General features: G+C 37.4%; 24 protein-coding genes. 12 read left to right on the top strand and 12 right to left on the bottom strand.

Going from position 1 to position 21,426, the window contains the following annotated elements; genetic code table 11:
* The 3 genes from VB797_RS30155 to VB797_RS30165 form a co-directional block, all read right to left on the bottom strand.
* Nucleotides 1–564, bottom strand: a 564-nt coding sequence (locus VB797_RS30155; RefSeq protein WP_416350951.1) for a HEAT repeat domain-containing protein, incomplete at its 3' end; no start/stop codon positions are given.
* Nucleotides 565–1,011: 447 nt separating this feature from the next.
* Entirely contained in the window at nucleotides 1,012–1,410 is a 399-nt protein-coding gene (locus tag VB797_RS30160; RefSeq protein ID WP_323241458.1) for a TIGR02588 family protein, read from the bottom strand.
* Nucleotides 1,407–2,300: a TIGR02587 family membrane protein gene (locus VB797_RS30165; protein ID WP_323241459.1), complete on the bottom strand. Its 894-nt coding sequence runs from the start codon at nucleotides 2,298–2,300 to the stop codon at nucleotides 1,407–1,409. The genes VB797_RS30160 and VB797_RS30165 overlap by 4 nt, the downstream gene beginning before the upstream one ends.
* Before the next feature lie 368 nt (nucleotides 2,301–2,668).
* Between VB797_RS30165 and VB797_RS30170 the strand changes: the two genes are divergently transcribed.
* On the top strand, nucleotides 2,669–2,989 hold the full coding sequence (locus tag VB797_RS30170) for a hypothetical protein (RefSeq protein ID WP_323241460.1): 321 nt from the start codon (nucleotides 2,669–2,671) through the stop codon (nucleotides 2,987–2,989).
* Between the two features lie 11 nt (nucleotides 2,990–3,000).
* On the opposite strand, the gene VB797_RS30175 is transcribed toward VB797_RS30170, so the two are convergent.
* The gene (locus VB797_RS30175; protein ID WP_323241461.1) at nucleotides 3,001–3,483 is read right to left on the bottom strand and encodes a peptidoglycan-binding protein; all 483 of its coding nucleotides are present in this window, start codon (nucleotides 3,481–3,483) and stop codon (nucleotides 3,001–3,003) included.
* A 260-nt stretch (nucleotides 3,484–3,743) separates the two neighbouring features.
* Between VB797_RS30175 and VB797_RS30180 the strand changes: the two genes are divergently transcribed.
* Entirely contained in the window at nucleotides 3,744–5,051 is a 1,308-nt protein-coding gene (locus tag VB797_RS30180; protein ID WP_323241462.1) for a glutamate-5-semialdehyde dehydrogenase, read from the top strand.
* A 433-nt stretch (nucleotides 5,052–5,484) separates the two neighbouring features.
* On the opposite strand, the gene VB797_RS30185 is transcribed toward VB797_RS30180, so the two are convergent.
* The 3 genes from VB797_RS30185 to lgt form a co-directional block, all read right to left on the bottom strand.
* Entirely contained in the window at nucleotides 5,485–5,967 is a 483-nt protein-coding gene (locus VB797_RS30185) for a flavin reductase family protein (RefSeq protein ID WP_323241463.1), read from the bottom strand.
* Between the two features lie 204 nt (nucleotides 5,968–6,171).
* Nucleotides 6,172–6,975: a precorrin-4 C(11)-methyltransferase gene (cobM, locus tag VB797_RS30190; RefSeq protein ID WP_323241464.1), complete on the bottom strand. Its 804-nt coding sequence runs from the start codon at nucleotides 6,973–6,975 to the stop codon at nucleotides 6,172–6,174.
* Between the two features lie 268 nt (nucleotides 6,976–7,243).
* Nucleotides 7,244–8,143, bottom strand: coding sequence for a prolipoprotein diacylglyceryl transferase (gene lgt, locus VB797_RS30195; RefSeq protein WP_323241465.1), 900 nt, complete (start codon nucleotides 8,141–8,143; stop codon nucleotides 7,244–7,246).
* A gap of 430 nt (nucleotides 8,144–8,573) precedes the next feature.
* Here lgt and VB797_RS30200 point away from each other — a divergent pair, with 430 nt between their 5' ends.
* Nucleotides 8,574–9,197: a DUF3859 domain-containing protein gene (locus tag VB797_RS30200; protein ID WP_323241466.1), complete on the top strand. Its 624-nt coding sequence runs from the start codon at nucleotides 8,574–8,576 to the stop codon at nucleotides 9,195–9,197.
* A gap of 30 nt (nucleotides 9,198–9,227) precedes the next feature.
* The gene (locus VB797_RS30205; protein WP_323241467.1) at nucleotides 9,228–10,973 is read left to right on the top strand and encodes an asparagine synthetase B family protein; all 1,746 of its coding nucleotides are present in this window, start codon (nucleotides 9,228–9,230) and stop codon (nucleotides 10,971–10,973) included.
* Between the two features lie 319 nt (nucleotides 10,974–11,292).
* Here the strand turns inward: VB797_RS30205 and VB797_RS30210 are convergent, their stop codons facing one another.
* The gene (locus VB797_RS30210) at nucleotides 11,293–11,493 is read right to left on the bottom strand and encodes a hypothetical protein (protein WP_323241468.1); all 201 of its coding nucleotides are present in this window, start codon (nucleotides 11,491–11,493) and stop codon (nucleotides 11,293–11,295) included.
* Between the two features lie 112 nt (nucleotides 11,494–11,605).
* On the opposite strand from VB797_RS30210, the gene VB797_RS30215 reads away from it, so the two are divergent.
* From VB797_RS30215 to VB797_RS30235, 5 genes are all read left to right on the top strand, one after another.
* Nucleotides 11,606–11,845, top strand: a complete 240-nt coding sequence (locus VB797_RS30215; RefSeq protein WP_323241469.1) for a hypothetical protein — start codon at nucleotides 11,606–11,608, stop codon at nucleotides 11,843–11,845.
* Nucleotides 11,842–12,231, top strand: coding sequence for a type II toxin-antitoxin system VapC family toxin (locus tag VB797_RS30220; RefSeq protein WP_323241470.1), 390 nt, complete (start codon nucleotides 11,842–11,844; stop codon nucleotides 12,229–12,231). The genes VB797_RS30215 and VB797_RS30220 overlap by 4 nt, the downstream gene beginning before the upstream one ends.
* A gap of 279 nt (nucleotides 12,232–12,510) precedes the next feature.
* Nucleotides 12,511–13,746, top strand: coding sequence for a decarboxylase (locus VB797_RS30225; protein WP_323241471.1), 1,236 nt, complete (start codon nucleotides 12,511–12,513; stop codon nucleotides 13,744–13,746).
* A gap of 23 nt (nucleotides 13,747–13,769) precedes the next feature.
* Nucleotides 13,770–15,053 (top strand): hypothetical protein, encoded by a 1,284-nt coding sequence (locus VB797_RS30230; RefSeq protein WP_323241472.1) that lies wholly within the window; start codon nucleotides 13,770–13,772, stop codon nucleotides 15,051–15,053.
* 289 nt (nucleotides 15,054–15,342) lie between these two features.
* The gene (locus VB797_RS30235; RefSeq protein ID WP_323241473.1) at nucleotides 15,343–16,467 is read left to right on the top strand and encodes a hypothetical protein; all 1,125 of its coding nucleotides are present in this window, start codon (nucleotides 15,343–15,345) and stop codon (nucleotides 16,465–16,467) included.
* Between the two features lie 23 nt (nucleotides 16,468–16,490).
* On the opposite strand, the gene VB797_RS30240 is transcribed toward VB797_RS30235, so the two are convergent.
* Entirely contained in the window at nucleotides 16,491–18,221 is a 1,731-nt protein-coding gene (locus tag VB797_RS30240; protein WP_323241474.1) for an asparagine synthetase B family protein, read from the bottom strand.
* 232 nt (nucleotides 18,222–18,453) lie between these two features.
* Between VB797_RS30240 and coaD the strand changes: the two genes are divergently transcribed.
* The 3 genes from coaD to VB797_RS30255 are packed head-to-tail and all read left to right on the top strand — an operon-like array spanning nucleotide 18,454 to nucleotide 19,969.
* Nucleotides 18,454–18,999, top strand: coding sequence for a pantetheine-phosphate adenylyltransferase (gene coaD, locus VB797_RS30245; RefSeq protein WP_323241475.1), 546 nt, complete (start codon nucleotides 18,454–18,456; stop codon nucleotides 18,997–18,999).
* Nucleotides 18,915–19,586 (top strand): DivIVA domain-containing protein, encoded by a 672-nt coding sequence (locus VB797_RS30250; RefSeq protein WP_323241476.1) that lies wholly within the window; start codon nucleotides 18,915–18,917, stop codon nucleotides 19,584–19,586. The genes coaD and VB797_RS30250 overlap by 85 nt, the downstream gene beginning before the upstream one ends.
* Before the next feature lie 56 nt (nucleotides 19,587–19,642).
* Nucleotides 19,643–19,969, top strand: a complete 327-nt coding sequence (locus VB797_RS30255) for a Ycf66 family protein (RefSeq protein ID WP_323241477.1) — start codon at nucleotides 19,643–19,645, stop codon at nucleotides 19,967–19,969.
* A gap of 6 nt (nucleotides 19,970–19,975) precedes the next feature.
* On the opposite strand, the gene VB797_RS30260 is transcribed toward VB797_RS30255, so the two are convergent.
* From VB797_RS30260 to VB797_RS30270, 3 genes are all read right to left on the bottom strand, one after another.
* Nucleotides 19,976–20,665, bottom strand: coding sequence for a hypothetical protein (locus VB797_RS30260; protein ID WP_323241478.1), 690 nt, complete (start codon nucleotides 20,663–20,665; stop codon nucleotides 19,976–19,978).
* Nucleotides 20,666–20,687: 22 nt separating this feature from the next.
* Nucleotides 20,688–20,981, bottom strand: coding sequence for a DUF433 domain-containing protein (locus VB797_RS30265; RefSeq protein WP_323241479.1), 294 nt, complete (start codon nucleotides 20,979–20,981; stop codon nucleotides 20,688–20,690).
* Between the two features lie 248 nt (nucleotides 20,982–21,229).
* On the bottom strand, nucleotides 21,230–21,426 hold a 197-nt coding region (locus VB797_RS30270; RefSeq protein WP_416350952.1), incomplete at its 5' end, for an HNH endonuclease.

Here is a 21,426-nt window from a genome sequence, read left to right on the forward strand (position 1 = left end):
TTTGGCAGCATCCCCCATATTCCCCAATGCGGATGCTGCACTACTACGAACATCTGAGTCAACCGATTTATCTTTAAGAATATCGGCAATATCCTTAACATAGGGTTTGCCTGCATCCCCCATATTCTCCAATGCGGATGCTGCAATACTACGAACATACGATTTAACAGATTTATCTTTGAGAATATCGGCAATATCTTTGACGTAGGGTTTGGCTGCATCCCCCATATTGACTAATGCTCGTGCTGCACTATCACGAATATGTGATTCAACGGATTTATCTTTGAAAAGTTTAGCAGCTTTTTCAGCAATATTCTCCGGTTTATTGAGCAAGAGTTTCAACTCTTTAGCTTCATATCCACTTAATTTGTCCAAAGCATATCTCTTCACTTCGTCATAATCATCATCCAAAGCAGCCACAATACCGTTAATCTGCCACTGTTGCGGCTTCGGTTTAGGTGCTTCTTTGGCATTTACCCAAGGGAAGGAGAGAAAAAAGATCAGCAGAAACGTCAAAGGGAAAAGTATAAAAGGTTTTTTGATTAAGCCGCGATATTTATACATGGTTGGGGAAGAAGACGCGATGATTTAATCCCCTATTGGGGCGTGTAGTTTTTTGTTCGACCGTTACCGTAATTCTAACTACAACACCACACTACTACAATATTTTCAGTAATATTCCGGATGGTTTTTATTTGTTTTGTAAAAAATATATCCATTTTTGGCTGAGTCAATATACCTGGAAACCTCACCTTGCTGTACTGCTCCCCCTCTCTCTTCTAAGTTTATTTCATAGCGTTTTGATCCCCCCTAGCCCCCCTTGAAAAGGAGAGAATAGGAATAGGATTCAAAGTCCTCCTTTATAAGGGGGATTTAGGGGGATCGAACGAGCGTAGCCCTTGAAAAGGGGGGAATAGGAATAGGATTCAAAGTCCCCCTTTATAAGGGGGATTTAGGGGGATCGAACGAGCGTAGCCGGTGGATGCGGAGAGGGAAAGAGGGTGAGGTTATTTACGGCAATTTATAACTCGCAACCCGTAAAATCAACTCCCCTTGTTGCGGATTCTTGGTAAAAATAAATGCTCCGGTTTCTTTCTCGCTTTTTGATAAAAAGTCTATTTGCTGTTCCCCTGTTTCTTCAACTTCACCGTTGATACGCAATTCGGCTACCACCTGTACGGAAGCTGCTGTTTCTCCTCCTTGATTAACTACCTCGAAGGGGATGTAATATTGTCCGTTGACTTTTCGCAAGGGTTGATTATTAGTAACTACAAGTACGGGTGGTTTCTGTGACGGTTGTTTGATCCAAGTGAAGCTGACTAAACCGACAACCCCGATTAGTATTGCTGAAGCGACGCTAAATGTTACCCATTCGGCAGATGTGCGTTTTTGTTCTTGAGACTGATTCATATCGCTAATCTTCCCGCAGCACCACCAATAGTTGCTGGTAATCCTAATATTAAAGTATGTTCTAACCAAATTGTCCAAGAATCATCCCAAGTCAATTTTTGGAAAAATCCTAACATTATCGCTGCTGCAATTAACGATATTAAATAACAAATCATGGTTTCGCTAAATGGTTTTTGAAATATACCTTTGTGCTGTCTGCGTTTATCTTGAGCAGAGAAACCCGCTTGAAATACAACTCCATAGGAAATTAATAAAGATGTAGCAATTATTGCTAATAGCCAAGGTGGAGATACTGCTGCTGCAAGCATTGCAACTTCATCGGTAGGAGCGATATTAAAACCAATTACGATCGCACCAATTAAAGTCGCGCTCAAATCGGAAAATGTCGCGTTATCATCAACTGCATCGTCTTGTCTGCTAGTTCTATTATCGGGTGGATTGTTACCGTTTTCTCCTAATAACTGATTAGCTAATGCAACCCCCAAACTAAAGGGTACGCTTTCATAAATAATCTTACCCAATGCTTCTTTTAAGGAAACTCCCCAAGATATTTCCTGTAATAGTAACAGCACAAAAGCCGAACAAATTAAACCGATTCCCATCGCTTCTACTGTTTCCGTCAAACTTTGATAGCGACGACTAAACCGTTTGGGTTTACGGAAACCTTCTGTACGCATCAGGAGATAAATCACGATAAATGTTAATACCAGTGCGACTAACATCATCATCGGTGTTGCAGATGAACCTATCCACCAAACTTCCATTGTATAAAGCAGGGGAATACCGAATAAAAAACCACCACATACACCCCTTACGATGTCATTAATCTCACTTTTCCAAGGATTTTTTTGGTGTTTTCCCTGAGATTTTTGGCGCGAATTAAATTTCATCTACAATAACTTTTGATTTGTAATTTAGCTCGATACTATTTGGCAGAAATAGGTTAAGTAAGCTTTATTAAGCGATTATTTTTATATTATCGGAATTTGGTTCGATTATTGAATAAAACACCATTGTCAAGGTTTTGGTGCGTTGTTCGTAATCTGAAGTCATAATTCACATTGTTGGAGACGTAGCAGTGCTACGTCTCTACAAGGATTTCGCGTTTGCGACAAAATTTAAACTCATAAAAATATTGTTAAATAGTATTTTTATATTTGTAATCTGTTTATTTTATAATCAAAAATTATTCTGAACTATCAATTGATATTTTGAAAAGTATTAAGCAGGAAAAAGACAAGTTAATTTAATACTCCTAATGCCTAAACTCAAAATTATCTTTCTAATTATTTGTTTGTTAATGCTTCTACTCAGCGGCTGTAGTCCTAGTAAAGGGAATGATTGGACACAAAAATTTTCCCATCTCCTCGGTGATGATTATCGAATTACTTTATATTCTGGAGGAAATGCAGTTAGGGAATGGCAGTTGAGAGACGGTATTGTTAATTATGAAGAACGCGATGATGGATGGTTCTTTTCTTGTAAAAAACATCTCGTAATTATTCGAGGTGAAGAAATAGTTATTGAACCATTAATTTATTCCCAACAACAAGTAGAAAATCCGATTATTTGTAACTAATGAACTTCAACTTAACAGCCATACTCGCGAATTTTACTCAACTCAAACCAAGTGCGATCGCCAACTATTCCATCTACTACTAATCCGCTACCTTGCTGCAAATCTTTGATGGCTTTTTCAGTTACAACATCAAAATAGCCGGTAATTTCAGATTGAAAAAAACCAGACCATAACAGCCTTTCCTGAATTTTGCCTACTAATTCATCTCTACTACCTTTTTTTAATAAAGGCATATCTACTGGCGCACCTTTGTATAAACAAAGCCAAGTATGATGATCAACAATGCCGTCTTCAGTTAAAAACATCCAATATTCAAAACAGTTAACAGCAGAAGTAGTTTGAGGCCCAAATACACCATCAACTTCACCAAAGTAGCACTGCCAATGTTTTAATAAATTTTGTAGTTCTGTGACTGCTTCACCTGTACAATTTTGGATCAATACAGGTTTATTGAGTTTGACTAAATCGGTCTGAAAGTTGAAAGTAGAATTCATGATAATTAGAAGTAGTATTTGTGTTGATGTGATTACTGAAATTGAAAAAATATAAAAGTTGTTGAAAAGATGAATTGCAATATTGATTTTGATAGGGAATGCTACAGAAGCAAGTTTGAGTATTCCGGATACTAGTTAAAATATTTTTAGTAGAGAAAAATACCTATTTATTTTAATACAATGTAAATAAAGTATTACTTTCAAGTTTCCCATTCGCAGTTAGGATAAAGATAAGACTGCGTTTTTGGGCTATATCTACCATGACAGATCACAATCATGATGATTCTGGTTTAATTGCGATCGCAAAACAAACTCGACTTGCAGCAATGAAGTTAGCGGTTTTATCTAGTGCTGCAAAAAATGAAGCGATTGAAGCGATCGCTAGTACTTTAGAATCGGCACAAAATGAAATAATTCAGGCAAATATCGCCGATTGTGAAGCAGCGACAACGGAGGGAATTGCCAAGCCACTTTACAAAAGGTTGCAGTTAAACGAACATAAATTAAGAGATAACATTGCTGGGGTAAGGGATATAGGTAAACTTTCCGACCCAGTTGGTAGCGTTCAAATTCACCGTAAATTAGATACTGGTTTGATTCTCAAGCGTGTTACCTGTCCTTTGGGAGTTTTGGGGGTAATTTTTGAAGCACGTCCGGAAGCGGCGATTCAAATTGCCTCTCTAGCGATAAAATCGGGTAATGGTGTAATTCTTAAAGGTGGAAAGGAAGCAATTCGTTCTTGTGAAGCCATAGTTAAAGCTATCAAACAAGGATTATCTCAAACTGCAATTCACCCCGATACAGTGCAGCTATTAACTACCAGAGCAGAAACTTTAGAACTTTTGAAATTAGATAAATACGTAGATTTAATTATTCCTAGAGGTTCTAATGATTTCGTGCAATTTGTGCAGCAAAATACCTTAATTCCCGTATTAGGACACGCTGACGGAATCTGTCATCTTTATGTTGATAAAGCCGCAGATATTGACAAAGCGGTAAATATTGCAGTAGACGCTAAAACTCATTATCCCGCTGCTTGTAATGCGATTGAAACATTATTAGTTCATCAAGAAATTGCTTCAACTTTTTTACCGCAAGTTGCCGAAGCTCTGCAAAAATTAAACGTAGAATTGAGAGGAGACACAGCAACTCAATCAATTTTACCCAACGTTATCCCAGCAACAGAAATAGATTGGCAGACAGAATATAGCGATTTGATTTTGTCAATTAAAATTGTTGATTCTTTACAAGATGCAATTACCCACATCACCGAATACGGTTCCAAACATACCGATGCGATCGCCACAGAAGATATAGAAGCAGCAGAAACTTTTTTATCCTTAGTGAATGCAGCCGGAGTTTATCATAATTGTTCTACCCGTTTCGCAGACGGTTTCCGTTACGGTTTCGGTGCAGAAGTCGGAATTAGCACCCAACAAATACCACCTCGCGGACCAGTTGGTTTAGAAGGCTTAGTAACGTATAAATATAAAATGACAGGTAACGGTCATGTAGCAAGTAGTTACACCGGCGAAGATGCAAAGCCTTTTCTGCACAAAGATTTATGATAGTGTTTATGAGTAGGGGTTTAGCAGTGCTAAACCCTTACGATGGATGTAGTTTTCCCCGTCAATGCGTAAGTCCTATTAATAAAGAAAAAGGCGAGAAATAAGTAAAATTACTCTTACTTCCCGCTTCACACATCACCTTGAGCATATTTTCGATTGACAGACTTTGGATAGTAATTACAGCACCCTGAACTAAGCTAAGTAAACTTATTAATTTGAATAATAAATTAGAAAAAGTCCTACTGGTTGCCAGTTTGGCAAGGTGGAGATAATTTAATGATAAATAATGGGTTTAGAAAGTGTAGTGATGTTTGAATTGCGTTAAATACAGATTTTATAGGCGTATTAGATTAATAGGTAGGTGATGATTTCACATTGTTGGAGACGTAGCAGTGCTACGTCTCTACATGGATTTCGCGTTTAACTAGATAATTTATCCGCCGTAATTCCACTCGGTTGTTTCGAGTAAGAGTTGCTTTCCTTCGCGGTGAACCCCAGCAGCAATAACTTCACCGACGTAAACGGTATGATCGCCTTTATCTACATTACCGACAACTCGACATTCGATATATCCCAAGGAGTCAGAAATAATCGGACATCCGGTTTCTTCACCAAGGTGAAAATCTACATCTTCAAACTTATTACCAACGCGACGCATGGGTTTAAAGAATTTTTCTGCTAAATCTTTTTGTGTATCTTCCAAGAAACTGATCGCGAATACCCCACTTTTTTCAATCATTTGATGGGATATAGAATCACCTTTGACACAATTTACAACTAAAGGTGGCTTAAACGAAGCCTGCATCAACCAGCTAGCAGTAAAACCATTAACTTCTTCTCCATCCTTAACCCCACAGATATATAACCCGTGAGGAATCTTCCGTAACATCGTTTTCTTAGCTTGTTCGTCTAACATGAGTTTATTTACCTATTTTTTCTCTACTTTTCAGTTTATCGAAGAGTGGGGAATTGGGAATGGGGAATAGATAATTGGTAATTGGGAATGGGGAATGGGGAATAGGTAATTGGGAATGGGTTAAAGATTAAAGGTCAAAGTTTTAATAACTTTTAACTCCTCACTCCTCATTCCTAACTTTTTCTTCTCCCCCCATCTCCCTCCTCACTTGGGACGAAACAAATGCGAATGCTCTGGGTGATACAATCGCGATCGCGCTGTGGCTTTACCAAGTGCGGGGCTGATAATATAAAGCGTGGTGCGAATTAGTTTTTCTTTGTGGGTGTATTCTGCGATTTGGTTGAGCGGAACTACGAAGATTTTTTCATCGTGCCAACCTACCCGAAAACAAATTGCTACAGGGGTTTCGGGGGGATAATGTTCTAACAGTTTAGCTTGGGAATCTTCAACGTGACGAGCGCTTAAATACAGGCAAAGACTAGCTTGATGTGCTGCTAGGGTCGCTAATTCTTCCTTTGGGGGTACTTGCGTCCGTCCGCTAATCCGAGTCAGTATAATAGTTTGCACCAAACCCGGAACCGTAAGCTCTACATTTAACTTAGCTGCTGCTGCTTGGAAAGCGCTGATACCGGGGATTACCTCAAAAGGAACCTCAGCTTCGGCAAGTAGCTGCATTTGTTCGTGGATAGCGCTATAAAGGCTGGGGTCTCCCGAATGTAAACGCACAACCGATTTGCGATCGCGCACAATATCTATCATCATCGGCACAATTTCTTCCAACGTTTTGGAAGCAGTACGAATGATTTGGGCATCTTCACGACAGAAATCTAATATCTCAGGGGGGACTAGAGAGTCTGCAAATAAAACTACATCGGCTTTCTCAAGCAGCTTTTGCGCCCGAATCGTTAATAGATCGGGGTCGCCAGGACCAGCACCCACAATATAAACCGCCGGTTTCAGTTGAAGATTTGATTTTTCTTCACACAAAACACTAGTATTTTCACGCATAAAAAACAGGCTATACTTCCTCTTTAAAAGTTTTTTCAGAAATTTCTCGGTATCTTTCCGGATTCGACCCCTATATATAGAAATATTGATTGGTAGATGCACCCTGGTTAAGCCCTAGAGAAAACTCTGGGGCATTTTTTATTTTAGATTTTAGATTTTGGATTAAAAGGTTAGGAATGGGTAATTGGTAATTGGTAATTGGTAATTGGTAATTATCCCCTTGTCCCCCCATCTCCCAATCTCCCAATCTCCCCATCCCCCAATCTCCCTACCTCATCCTCTCTTCAACTGGGGTAGAAACGACATCAGGTAAGGGACGTTTCCTAAAATAAAGCCACCATAAACCAGTTAATCCGATCGCTATTTCCACTAAACTTACTATCTGAGCGATTCTTAAGGGACCGAGCATTAAACTATCCAAGCGCAGACCTTCAATCCAAACGCGCCCTAAGCTGTAACACACTAAATAAACCAAGAATATCGTACCTGTTTTTAAGGAAAGCTTTCCCTGCAAGCCTCGAAAAAATAATATCATCAACAAGGCGAATACCATGACATTCCACAAGGATTCGTAAAGGAATGTGGGATGGAAAAAACTTTCATTTATAAATTGTGCCGGACGGGGGTAAATTTTTGATCCGTCAACAAGAGTAATTTCACGGGGAATATAAAGCTTCCAAGGCAAATTAGTCGGTTTTCCAAAGGCTTCGGAGTTGAAGAAATTTCCCCAGCGTCCAATAGCCTGCCCTAAAATCAGCGAAGGAGCCACTAAGTCTGCTAATTGCCAAAATGAGACTTTTTTTACTTTGGCAAAGATTAAAGCGACTATTAGCCCACCGAGAATCGCTCCATGAATAGCAATACCACCTTTCCAAATAGCGAAAATATCCCAAGGACGCTGGACATATTCTTGCCATTGAAATAAAACGTAATATATTCTGGCGGCTGGAATTGCGCCGATTACCAACCAAATAGATAAATCACTTAACAAATCGGGATTAACATTACGACGCTTTGCCAAATATTGAGAAAGAGTAACACCAATCAATACCGCTGAGGCAATTAATAAACCATACCAGCGGATAGTTAATGGGCCTAACTTTACTAAGATTGGACCCGGAGAAGTAAACACAAACGCGAAGGGCAAGTAGGAAATATCCAGTGCCATATGAAATACCCTAACTTTACTATTGCACTAATACTGTGACATACTCCCACAATTCTGGAAAAAGCGGTGGCGAGAAGAAAGAGTTAGGAGTGAGGAGTGAGGAGTTAGGAGTCAAGCAACTTGTAGTGTCCGCCGAACAGTTCCCTTGCTACTTTATATCCAATTCCCAATTCCCAATTCCCAATTCCCAATTCCCAATTCCCAATTGTTAACTAGTTACTATTTACTGAGAATTATAGTCTGGTATTATGAGAAATTAAATTGTCGGTAGTATAAAAATAGAACAAGATTTAAGCAATAATTCTGAGATGATGCCAGTAGGCTAATTGGGAAATATTAGCAAATAACTATTCTTGTTTGGATTTAATTTACTGATACCAAGGGTGCAATGTAGAAGTTAAATTACACACACAACCTTTGGCTAGTTGTTATGCAAAAACGTTTGACACAAAAACAAGTTTCTCAAATTGTCGCGGAAGTTGAGCGTTTGTCTCAACGACGACAATCGGAAATTGAAGTGGAAGAGTTACAGCAAATTTTACAAGAGTTGAATTTACCCGATGATTTGCTCGATGAAGCTGTAATGCAGGTTTATCGCAAGCAAGCTTTGGATAAGCAGAAAAAACGTAATACTTGGATCGTTGGGGGTGTAGTCGCGGTGGTAATGAGCGTAGGTGCAGCTACATTTTTTGTGCAGCAACAGCATTACTCCGCGCTTAAACGTATTAGTGTTTATCAAAGTCTTGTTGGTCTGAGACTTGATGATTCTGCAAATGTAGAAGAAATAAAGCGCCAAAATAGCCCGGAAGTATTTTATAATGTTACTCTTGAAAATGCTCCGGTCGGAAAACAGTTAGAGTTAGGCTGTAATTGGCTCGATCCTAGCCGAAAAATTGCTCATCAAAACAATTGGAAAACTAAAGCGATCGCTAAAGAAGTATGGAATACTCATTGTCGCTATCAATTTAACGAAAATGTTCCTAGTGGTAATTGGATTGTACAGATGACTTTAGGTGATGAGGTAATTACTAGTAATCAGTTTGTTGTTAAATAAAATTGGGCATTGGGAATTGGGCATTGATAATTGAAAGAGATTGTAGGTTATTGGGGTTGTGGTAATTTATCTGAATCAGAAACTCTTTTAAGTAAGGTGTTTAGTAAAGCATCTATCGGGAGTTTGCAAAAGTTTAGCTATCAATTTAACGATTGTGTTGCCGAAGTTACTGGATGGAATTTTACAGATAATCCTTCTATTAATGACGAAGACATTGTTAAAAAGAACAATTTTTGTCAGGTTTTACTTTCTGCTGCTGGGATTTATGAGCTACCGGATGCAGCAATCAAGTTTGAAAGTGAGCGCTTAATTTTAAGTAGAGATAGAATAGGTCGCGTACCTTTATACTGGTTTCGTCAACAGCAGATAATTTGGTTTGCTTCGCGTTTACAGTTGTTATTACCTGTTTTAGATTCGCCACAAGTCAGTATTCCAGGTTTTTACGGCTACAATTGTTTTTCCTATGTACCGACTCCTTTAACTCCTATAGAAAATGTTTTCACCGTACCCGCAGGATGTGAAGTTGTTTGGGAGATTAATCAAGATAGTAAAATCGAAAACTCACAAACCAATAAAATCCAAAATCGATATGAGTGGAAAGAAACCAAAAATTTAATTCGGGATGAAACTGAAGCAGTATCGCAATTACAAGCTTTACTAAGAAATTCTATTCAACGTCAAATTAGTAATTTACCTAACTCGGAGGTAGGAGTATTTCTTTCTGGGGGATTGGATTCGTCAGTTATCGCGGCTTTGTTAGTGGAAGCTGGGGTAAAGGTGAAAGCATATGCTTTAAATTTCGGTGAATATGGAGTTTCCGAATTACCTTTTGCTGAAACTGTCGCCGCACATTTACAGATTCCCTTGGTAAAAGTTGATGCAACACCGAAACGAATTAAGTCAGCAATTATCGCTACCGTCAAAGCTTTAGATTTACCTTTTGGTGATGGGGTGACGGTACCAATATATTTACTGTGTGAAGCCGCATCAAAGGAAATATCGGTGATTTTTAATGGTGAAGGAGGAGACCAGTTATTTGCTGGATGGACGAATAAACCCTTAATAGCGGCTGGGATTTATAATTCCGAGGATTTTAATCAACAATACCTGCGGACTTATCATCGGCTTTATGGTTATGAAACGCAATGTTTTCAACCACAGCTATTAAGTCAAATTGAAAACATTAATCCAGAAAAGTGGATTACATCAGCATTAAATCCAGAATTTACTCATAATATTTTAGCAAGATTACGACGTGCCAGCTTGATGCTTAAAGGCGCACAAAACATTCATCCGAGAGCGACTAATTTAGGGAAAGCATTTGATTTGAGAGTGCGATCGCCATTTTGCGATTTACAGTTAGCTGAGTGGAGTTTTACACTTTCAGGAGAACTTTGTTTGCAGGGTAATACGGAAAAATACATCCTCAAACGTGCCGTTGAATCATGGCTTCCCTCTGAAATTATTTGGCGAGAAAAACGCGGTATGGGTGTACCTTTAAATAATTGGTGTTTGGGTGAGTTGTGGGGTGAAGTTAGTAAAAGGTTGAATACGGGTATTTTGAATTTTGAAGGACGCTATCAACAAGATATTATTATTAAGATTTTAGCTGGTGAAATCGGTGGACAAATTCGTCAGCGTCGTATTGGTGAAGTTTTATGGTTACTTTTGATGTGGGAATTATGGAGAGTTGAAGTATTAGGAGAGAAAGCACAAGGGAAGTGTTTTGATTATCGGTTGTTGGGGTCGAGGATTTTGCAGAGGTTTGGGAAGTAATTGGAAAAAAATCTTTTTTTGACTTGCAAATGTCTATAAAACCCATTTGATATCTTTACCTTCTCCGGTATAATAATTCAAGAAGCCGGTTATCAAATACAAATTTATTTCCAAAGAGTGCGATCGCCCAGCACCGAACTAATTAAAGAAAATGCTCTATTCAAGCAGTTTGACAGACAAAGAGTGGGAAATTATTGAACCTTTGTTACCAAAAAAGAAAAGAACCCGCACTCCCAACATGAAGTAAGAGATATATTAAACAGACTCTTATATGGCATTTCCCGTTTCGTTCTACTGCGAATTGTAAAAAGCAAAGTAATTAAAGGATTTCTATTTTTAGAACATTTCTGATTTTTTCAGTACCACCCTGATAAGTTGCCGCACAGTAACAAACATCGTCTGTAACTGATTCAAATTCTCTAAGTGTAATATCTTTATACGCCCAATCATCACCAATATTATCCTTCCTTCCAGTAAAACGTAATGTTAAATTTCCTCTTTTTTTATTAATTATTTTCATCTTTATTACAGGCAATGAAAATAAACTAAAAATAGCTCATATACCTGTCTTGAATCATTGTTAAACTTTGAATATAGTAAAACTTATTATTTACAAAAGTAAAATTAATAATATGAACGCTCACAAAATCGAAACAGTTCTAAATGAAGATGGAACTTTAACATTACGAGGATTACCTTTTCATGCTGGAGATGCCGTAGAGGTAATTATTCTTAAAACTTCTATTACCAAACAAAAATCAGCATCGGAATCTCAAGATAAAAACAATGCTTATCCTTTAGAAGGTAAAGTAATACATTACGATAACCCAACAGAACCCGTCGCTTTAGAAGAATGGGAATTTCTGCAATGATTGTACTCGACACTCATATTTGGGTTTGGTGGATTGATAACAACCAGCGACTTACCATAAAACATCGGCAGTGGATACAAAAATATCAGCCTCAAGGTTTAGGAGTTAGTATCGTTTCTTGTTGGGAAGTTGCCAAATTAGTAGAAAAAAATCGGCTTACTTTTTCTTGTTCGCTTAGTGAATGGTTGGAAGAAGCTTTGGCTTATCCGGGTGTACAGCTATTAGATTTGACTCTTCCGATAGTAGTTGATTCAACACAGTTAAGCGGATTTCATAACGACCCTTTTGACCAAATGATTGTAGCTACATCTAGGATTTCTCAGTGTCCTTTATTAACTGCTGATACAAAAATTCTTAGCTATTCTGGTGTCACAACGCTTCAATAAAAGTACCAGTTATAATCATTTTTTTAATCCAGACGCTACGAATATACATAGATTATTAGTAAAAAATTCATAAAAATCTTGTGAGTTAGGCATCCCGGAGCGCTTTAATTCCAAACATTATGGTGTGTTACGGCTATTTAACTTTCAATCAATAACCACATCTCTTCAAGCCGTAACCCACCCTACAAATACAATTTAATTAATATAAGTGAATTTTTCCAGAATATTAGTATAAAATGCCTTCGTGAATAACTAATTTTATTCCGAGGTAAAAATTTAATGCCCCATGCTCAATGCTCTATTGCCCATAATATAGCAAAAGAAATCCTTTCAATTTACAATTCCCCTCTATACGTTTATCAAGGTGATATCTTACGTCAAACAATCGATCGCATTACTAAATCAATTCCCTATCCCCACACAAAATTCCACTTTGCTAGCGTTACGAATGGCAATGTTTCATTATTACAAATATTTAATAATTGCGGTTGGGGAATTCATGCGAATACTCCAGGTGATATTTATTTAGCATTAAAAGCTGGATTTTCTCCAGAAAAGATTGTTTACAGCGGTAGCAATCTTAGTGCTGAGGAAATGGCAGAGTTATTAAATTGGGGAATTACAACTTTTAATTTAGATAGCATTGCTCAGTTACAAGTTTTTTGCGAAGTTTATCAATCTCAAAATAATAAAAACATTTGTAGTGCGAGCATCTTGCTCGCTAGAGACAAGATTAAAGAAATAAAATTAGGATTGCGGTTAAATTTACCGGAAATCACCGGGGATAGTCGTATTGGTGTCCGCCCAAATGAATTTATAGAAGCTGTAGAAGTTGCGATAAAAGTAAATTTAAAAGTTAGCGGATTGCACTTTTATCGCGGTACAGGGACTAATGCGACTAAAGCTTTTACACAAGTAATCAATAAAATTATAGAGACTGCCAAATTATTACCTGACTGGCAATATTTAGATTTTGGTGGCGGTTTTGGATATCCTTATCATCATAATGGAACTGCTTTTGATTGGGAAAGTTTTGGTAACGAAATTACCGATATATTGCTAAAGCTAGATCGAAAAATTAATTTAATTATTGAACCAGGAAGGGCTGCAATTGCCGGTTGTGCAACTCTTCTTGCTCAAGTTGTTTCTGTTAAATGGCAGCAAGATAAACAAATTATTGGCGTTAATACCACCGTTGCTAATTTATCTGTACCATCTGTGCATGGAGGTTATCGCGAAATTGTTAGTTGGAAATCGGGAAAATCATATCTTACAGATGTCTGTGGTAACACAACTTATTCCCGCGATTATTTAGGCAAAAACTGTCAACTTCCAAAGTTAGAAATTGGAGATATTGTAGCTATCTTAGATGTCGGTGCTTACGGTTATGCAATGTCTTCCCATTTCTTACATCGTCCCCGTCCTGCTGAGGTTTTATTAGATAATCATAACCATAAGTTAATCCGCCGCAGAGAAGATTACGATATCTTGTTATATAACCAAATCTTTAGTTAAAAATTAAGTTAAAGGAAAAATTAATGAAATGCGTTAATTGCGGAGTTGATAATAATTTAAAGGACAGAACTGCGAACCAAGGAAGGTGTACAAATTGCAATCATACCTTTGCTTTTGAACCAACAAGTAAGGAGGCTAAATATAAATTTACTGACCCATTTTTCAGCAATATCATTACAGATATTTCGGTAAATAATACCTTATATTTTACTCCTAAGCAATTCTTTTACGCTTTAGATAAGCGAGTATCGAAGAAATATAATCAAATGAATGGATGGAAAAGCTGTGGATGTTTTCTTATTTTTCCTGTAACTGTCATATTTACTGCTGGTATTTCATTGGTTATCGGATTAGCTATTATATTAATTAATTCTTATTTGCAAACTAAATCCACAGACAATAAACTTTCAGTTCGTAAAGAGAACGCCAAAGTTATTCAAATTAGCGGTATTGTAATATTGATAGTAGGTATTTTAGGTTCGCTTTCATATAATTCATTCCCTTTATTTATAATCAGCGTCATTTTAGGAATGCCGTTAATTTATTTAGGAACAATACAAAAAAAGCGTTTGAGAGATGCGGCTGAAATTGTCGGAATAAATCAAGATTTGTTTCAAGATTGGGTGAACCGCTGGCAACAAATTAACGGCACAATTACCAATATGTTGCCTTCTGCACGTCAACAAATTACACCAGCTACAATTAATCCTGATATCACCGCATACAGTTTTGATCGCGTTGTAGTTTGCGATCGCGCTGAAATTGCCCAGTTTCTAATAGCCAATAATTTCCATTTTGAAAACAACTGCGCTGTCCTAAGTATTACCGGATATCCCGAAAATATTTTCAGTACCGTTATGGAAATGTTACAACGTAATCCTAATTTAGAAGTTTACGCTTTACACAATGCTTCTCCGAGGGGTTTAAATTTAGTAAATCATCTCCGTACCAGCCCTAATTGGTTTTCTAATAGTAATATCACAATTTACGATTTAGGATTATTACCGCGTCAGTTTATGAAAAAATCTAAAGTATTTATCCAAAGTTCTGAAGAGTCTGGAAATGAGGCTAAAAATTTATCAATTGATGTCAAACAAAATTTAACCGAAGCAGAAATTGACTGGTTAGAGTCAGGTAAATTTGTCGAATTAGAATCTTTCAGTCCCAAAAAACTTTTAAGAGTTGTGACTCAAGGTATTGCTCAAAGTCGTCAATCTGGGGGTAATGATAATGCTTTGATTGGTGTTGATGACGATTACAATAGTGGTGGTGGGATGACATTTTTTGCTGTTGATAGTTTTGGATAATCAATTCTCGTTTCCCTCGTTATCTCTCGTTACAAGGTTCTACCTTGTAATGCATTTATTAGAGGCTCTGCCTCTTGATTTGACTGGAGGCAGAGCCTCAACTTATGCATTTCTAGGCAGAGCCTAGAAACGAGTTATTAGTTTATTCTCGTTACAAGGTTCTACCTTGTAATGCATTTATTAGAGGCTCTGCCTCTTAATTTAACTGGAGGCAGAGCCTCAACTTATGCATTTCTAGGCAGAGCCTAGAAACGAGTTAACGAGTTATTAGCTTTACAATTATAATTTTATGAAGTGTATAAATTGCGGTACCGATAATAATTATAAAGAGCGTGTTGCAAATTCTCGCCGTTGTAAGAATTGCTCTCAACGGTTTGTTTTTGAACCGAAAACAATGCTTGATGTAAGATTTACCGATAATTTTTTTGCTCAGTTAATTTCTGATCTTTCAGCAAATAATACTTTGAAGTTTACGGAACAACAGTTATTTTATCTTCTTAATAAACGGTTGATTAAAAACGCATCGACTTCATGTCTCTCATCGATTTTAACTTTCTGGGGTTTTATTTTCGCATCTATCGGAATTTTGTTTACTCGGAATACTTCAGGACTTATTATCATGAGTACTGGGATATTAATGCTATTTGGTGGAACGGCTATATATACTTATGAAAAAAATAAAAAGGTAAAAAAATTTCTTGTCACTCCTCAACAATTCCGAGTTTATCTAAATAACTGGCAATCGGTTAATCCTATTGATGGAATATTAACTTTATCGCAGCAACGTTTACCAAGCTCGATAAATTCCGATGTGACTGCATACAGTTTTGATCGCGTTGTTATTTGCGATCGCGCTGAGGTTGCGAATTTACTGATTGCTAACAACTTCCATTTTGAAAATAATTGCGCTGTATTAAGTATTGATGGATATCCCGCAAATATTTTTGATACCGTCATGCAAATGCTGCGTCGCAATCCCGATTTAAAAGTCTACGTTTTGCACGATGCTTCTCCCAAGGGTGTTAGTGTTGTTAATACTTTGAGTAATAATCCCGATTGGTTTTCAAATACCAGCGTCACTATTAATGATGTAGGATTGCTACCACGTCAGATGTTTAATAATTCTAATATTTTTGTGCAAATTTCAGAAGATTTTGCAACAGCAGCGAAAGAATTACCGTTGGAAATAAAACAAAGTTTGACGGAGAAAGAAATTCAATGGTTGGAAGCAGGTAAATATGTTGAATTAGAATCTTTCACTCCGCAAAAAATTCTAAGAGTTATTACTCAAGGTATTTCTAAAAGTCGTCAATTCGATACTAGTAGTATTTTTGCTGATAACGGTGGTAGTGATTTCGGAAGTGGTAGTGATCCTTGCGATATTACAATATACGCTGACGATTGCTTTGGGTGATTCAATTTTGGATTTTGGATTATCTACCTCCCCTTCTGCACCTGCAACCAAATTTCTAAACTTACCAACAACCATAATTTGACACCATAACGCTGCCAAGCATCACCTCGATAATTTAACCATTGTTTAATTAAATCTTGGTTCAAATAAGGGGCAATTTCGGCATTTCTATTCAACAATAAACTTTTTGCGCGACGCTGCCAAAGATGTCTAAACCAATACTGTACGGGTACCATCATTCCGCTTTTAGGACGCTCGATAATTTCTCTAGGCAATACATCTAAAACAGCTTGTTTTAATACCGCTTTTTCTTGCGCCCCTGCTAGTTTATACTGTGGTGGTATCTGCATCGCCATTTCTACTATTCTGCGATCAAATAATGGCGATCGCCCTTCTAATTCATTCGCTACTGTCAGGTTATTAACTTTTGTTAATATGTGGTCTGCTCCTTTAAATTTGATGTTGATTGTCATTAACCGATTTAAGTAGCTTTCTTCCCCATGCAAATAATTTGCGAATACAAATGGTTTGTCTTTTACTGCTGCAAAAATTTCTGGTTTGAGGAGTTGGGGTAAATCAGAAGAACATTTTTTGAAAGAGTTAACATAATTTGTGACCAAGTTCTTTTCAGTATGATTAACCCCACCATAGAGCCGTTCTAATAACATTGGCTGATTTTTTGGTCCACCGAAACAGGGGTCGCCACCTTCTCCATTCAATACTGTATAGATATCTTGCCGCGCTATCTTTCCTAATAAATAGTTGGGAACTGTCAAAGGGTCGCCGATAGGGTCATCTAAATAAGACATAGTTAACGGTAGCTTATCCCACATATCCGAGGCGGTAATTTCTAGGATATGATGCTGAGTTTTGCAGTGTTGTGCGACTAAACCGGAAAACTCTAACTCCGACGGACAATTTTCGCCGAAATGAATTGAGTAGGTGTGTACGGGATGATTGTGGAACTTCGCAGCTAATGCGGTCATACAGCTAGAATCTAAACCCCCAGATAAATAAACTCCTACAGCATCCACAGGTAAAGATTCCTGCACAACTCGATCTAAAAGCGTTCTCAACTGCTTTCCGTGCCAAATTAAGCTTTCTTCGGCATTTTGAATATCTTCCCGTGGTTCCCAAAACAGCTTTTGACTGACGTAATTAATTGTTTCTCCAGATGATTCCATTTGCAAAACCATCCCCACAGACAATTCACGCACGTTTTGCCAAAGGGTTTGTTCTCCGGGAACGAAAGCACAGCAAAGATAATCTCGCAAAGCAACTAAATCTAATTGTCGAGTATGAAAAGGTAAAAGCGTTGCTAAACGAGGAGCGATCGCACAGCTTTTCCCATAGCTACTGTAATAAATAGTCCGGCACCCAACGCCATCTCTAGCTAAATATACTTCCCTTTGTGAGTTATCCCAAACACATAGCGAGAACATTCCTTCTAATAAGTTGAGACATTCTTTACCTTTGATTTCCCAAAGATGCGCGACTAATTCTTGATCGGTATATTCTTTATTTGAATGTAAATTTTGCAGCAATTGAGAGCGGTTGCTTAACCAAACATCTCCAACTATAATAAAACGCCCATTTTTACTTTTTACAGCTTCAGCATTGACTACAAAAAACTCCTCGCACGAGTAAGTAACATCATAATTGCTAGCATCTAACCGTCCCAAAATCACAAACCAATTTGGCACGGCTCTAATATCAGGAATTTGTGTTTTATTCCGCAAACTAGGGAATTTCATGACGGTTTAAAACTATAGATTAAGAATTGAAAATAAAAATACCGCAAAACTGACATAAAGTATTTGACATTTGCTATAGATAAAAATAGTATATTTTGATGCGAATTCAGAGATAATAGATAAATCAATTACATTTATAATCTTACAACTATTCCTGTAACTTTAAACACATTGCCCTTAATAGAGAAATACTTCAATATAATTACTGAACCTTGAAACTTATACCAGTGTGATGATTGCTATTTATCCCGGCAGTTTTGATCCCGTAACCTTGGGACATCTTGACATTATTGAACGTGGTAGTCGGCTATTTTCACGAGTTATTGTTGCTGTATTACGCAATCCGAACAAAACTCCATTGTTCAGCGTGCAACAACGTTTAGAACAAATACGTCAATCTACCACACACTTAGATAATGTAGAAGTAGATGGCTTTGAAGGTTTAACAGTCGAGTATGCCCAAATCAATAAAGCACAAGTTTTGCTCAGGGGTTTACGGGCAATTTCCGACTTTGAAGTTGAACTGCAAATGGCACACACCAATAAAACTCTTTCCACCGAAATAGAAACTGTTTTTTTAGCGACATCAAATGAATATAGTTTTTTAAGTAGTAGTGTGGTAAAAGAGATTGCAAGGTTTGGTGGTTCTATCGATCATCTCGTTCCCCCTCACGTTGCTTTGGATACATACAAATGCTTCACCCACAACCAAACGGTATCGAACCCAATCAAAACGGAAGTAGTCCCCCCGCTCAACATTCCCAATCGGGAAGTGTAGATATTCAGCAGGAACTCAACCGTTTAGAAGAAATAATTCTCACCAGTTTTCGCGTCCCCTTGACGCGACGTACTCTGGTAGATGAAGAAAAGTTACTCGAACAGCTTGATTTTATCCGCTTATCTTTACCAGATGCTTTCCAACAAGCAGTTTTAATTATTCAGCACAAAGAAGAAATTCTTTTAGAAGCCGAAGCATATGGACAGCAGATGGTAGAAGCAGCACAAGCGAAAAGAGCGCAAGTGTTGAACGAAAGCGATATTATTAGACAAGCCGAACAGCAAACACAATTGTTGAGCCGACAAGTTCAGCAAGAATGCGAGCAAATGATGCAAGAAACTGTTGATGAAATCGACCGTAAGCGTCGTGCTTGTCAGCAAGAAATCGAAGAAATGCGTCGTTTAGCGATGGAAGAAGCCGAACAAATTGCTCAAGGTGCAGACCAATATGCAGATAATGTTTTAGAACATATGGAGCAAGAACTTAACGAATCGTTAAAGATTATTCGTAACGGTAGACAGCAGCTTTATCCAGAAACGCAGCCATCCCAGCGCGGTTATCCCGTCAAAAATGGGAAAAAGAAGTAGGAGGCGATCGCAAAACATCAGCCGTGCATTTTTATTTATGAATTCAGAATTAAAAAATGTTTTATTTAGCCCAAGTTAATATTGGTGTAAATATTGCTTCTTTAATCGGATTACTTCAAATAATCTTCGGTTTATTTTACTTGGTATTCGCAATAGTTAAATTAATGCGAATTGGAATAGGACTTAATAATCTAGCTATAACTGTTTATATTATTCAATTAGTTATTATGCCAATTTTCTTACTATTATCAGGTATGATTTTAGTTTTGCAAGGTTGGCGATTAGATCCAATTTTACAGTTTCAGCAGATGATATTGTTTTTCTTGGTTACTTTATTAAGTTTGAAAGATATTTTGATTAATACAGTTGATAGAAATAGATAACTTCTATTAATTTTCTGATAATTCTTGACCATCAGCTTCCAAATACTCAAAATTTGGATAATCGAAAATAGGAGCTTTGGTAGAAGTGATACCCGCAGCATCTAAATGATCTTTCATTTCTCCTGTAAAAGCTGCCATTAAACCATTATATTGGCGAATAGTTTCTGCAAGTTCTTCTATACTTCGGTTATCCCAATAGCCAGATTCATCACTCACATCGCAAGTAATTCCTAACTCACAAGCAGCATCGAGCATTTTCACAATCAACAAATGACATTTGAGAAAATTCTCTAGACCTCCATATTCCGGATTACTCGCATATTGAGTTTTACAAAAACCAGTCCACGACCAATCATTAATATCTTGAACTTCCGAATGAGTAGCTAAACCAAAAATAGGAGTTTCAGAACCATCTCCCGGAAGCGAATCAAAACCAATAATATAAGTAGGATCTTTCCAGGAAAAGCCATCCTTAGCAACTTGCACTGGTTTTAATGCCCTAATTTTAATAAAAACATAGGGGTCATCAACATCATGTTTATCAAAATAACAATCATCCCCAGCGATTTCTACTAAATCATCAACATTTTTGAAAGGTAATTTTAGGGCTAACTTATGTAGAGCAACAACTTTTTCCCTTGCTTTGTCAATAGTTGCATTATTTAAACTAAACGAGTAATGAATTGTTAATCCCATAGTTTTAGCTCATCAACTTTGTCTAACTTATGTTATGCAGCTTTGACGGATAATTCTGCTTCAGTTCTTTAATATACTCCACTTCCTGCGTCATACGATGCTCAATTTCTTCTTTATTATCAAAGTAGTAAGCCATTGCTGCATATACTGAACCCAAAGACAGGTTATACTTTGGGGCTATTTCTATTAGAGAATATCCCATTTTCAAATGCATTACTGCTATATCTTCTACCGCAATCCTTGTACCAGCAATGCGAGGTTTACCGTTACGCACTGAAGGTGTAATTTCGATATGTTCTGTACTGACTGTCTGCATAGCTTTCAATCTTTAATAGGAATTAGCTGTGATTTCAACTGAGTGGGGGTTTGTATACTAACTGGACTTGTAGGTTCGTTTCAATCCCTAATAGGGATTAATTATAATTTCAACCTCTCCTAATAATTTTTTAGTTAGTCGTCAGGGGTGGTTGGGTCGATGGAGGGTATTATCCCTCGCACCTCCCATTTCAATCTGGACGTGCGCCTTTAGGTGCATCCAGCTTTCGACAAAATAAGGCAGCAGCCTTAGCAAAAATGGATTAAATTGTGGCATGATTTATGTACAGCCAAAAAATTTTTAGATGTCCAGTTATCATGATTTCCGTCAACATGATGTAGATGAACTTTTTCACCATCTACAAAGCTGAGTCCACAATGTCCACATTTATGGTTTTGCCTAATTAAGGTTTTGGAAGTAACACCATCATATAACTTGGATTGAC

The organism is Rivularia sp. UHCC 0363 (assembly GCF_034931125.1).
GTDB lineage: Bacteria > Cyanobacteriota > Cyanobacteriia > Cyanobacteriales > Nostocaceae > Rivularia.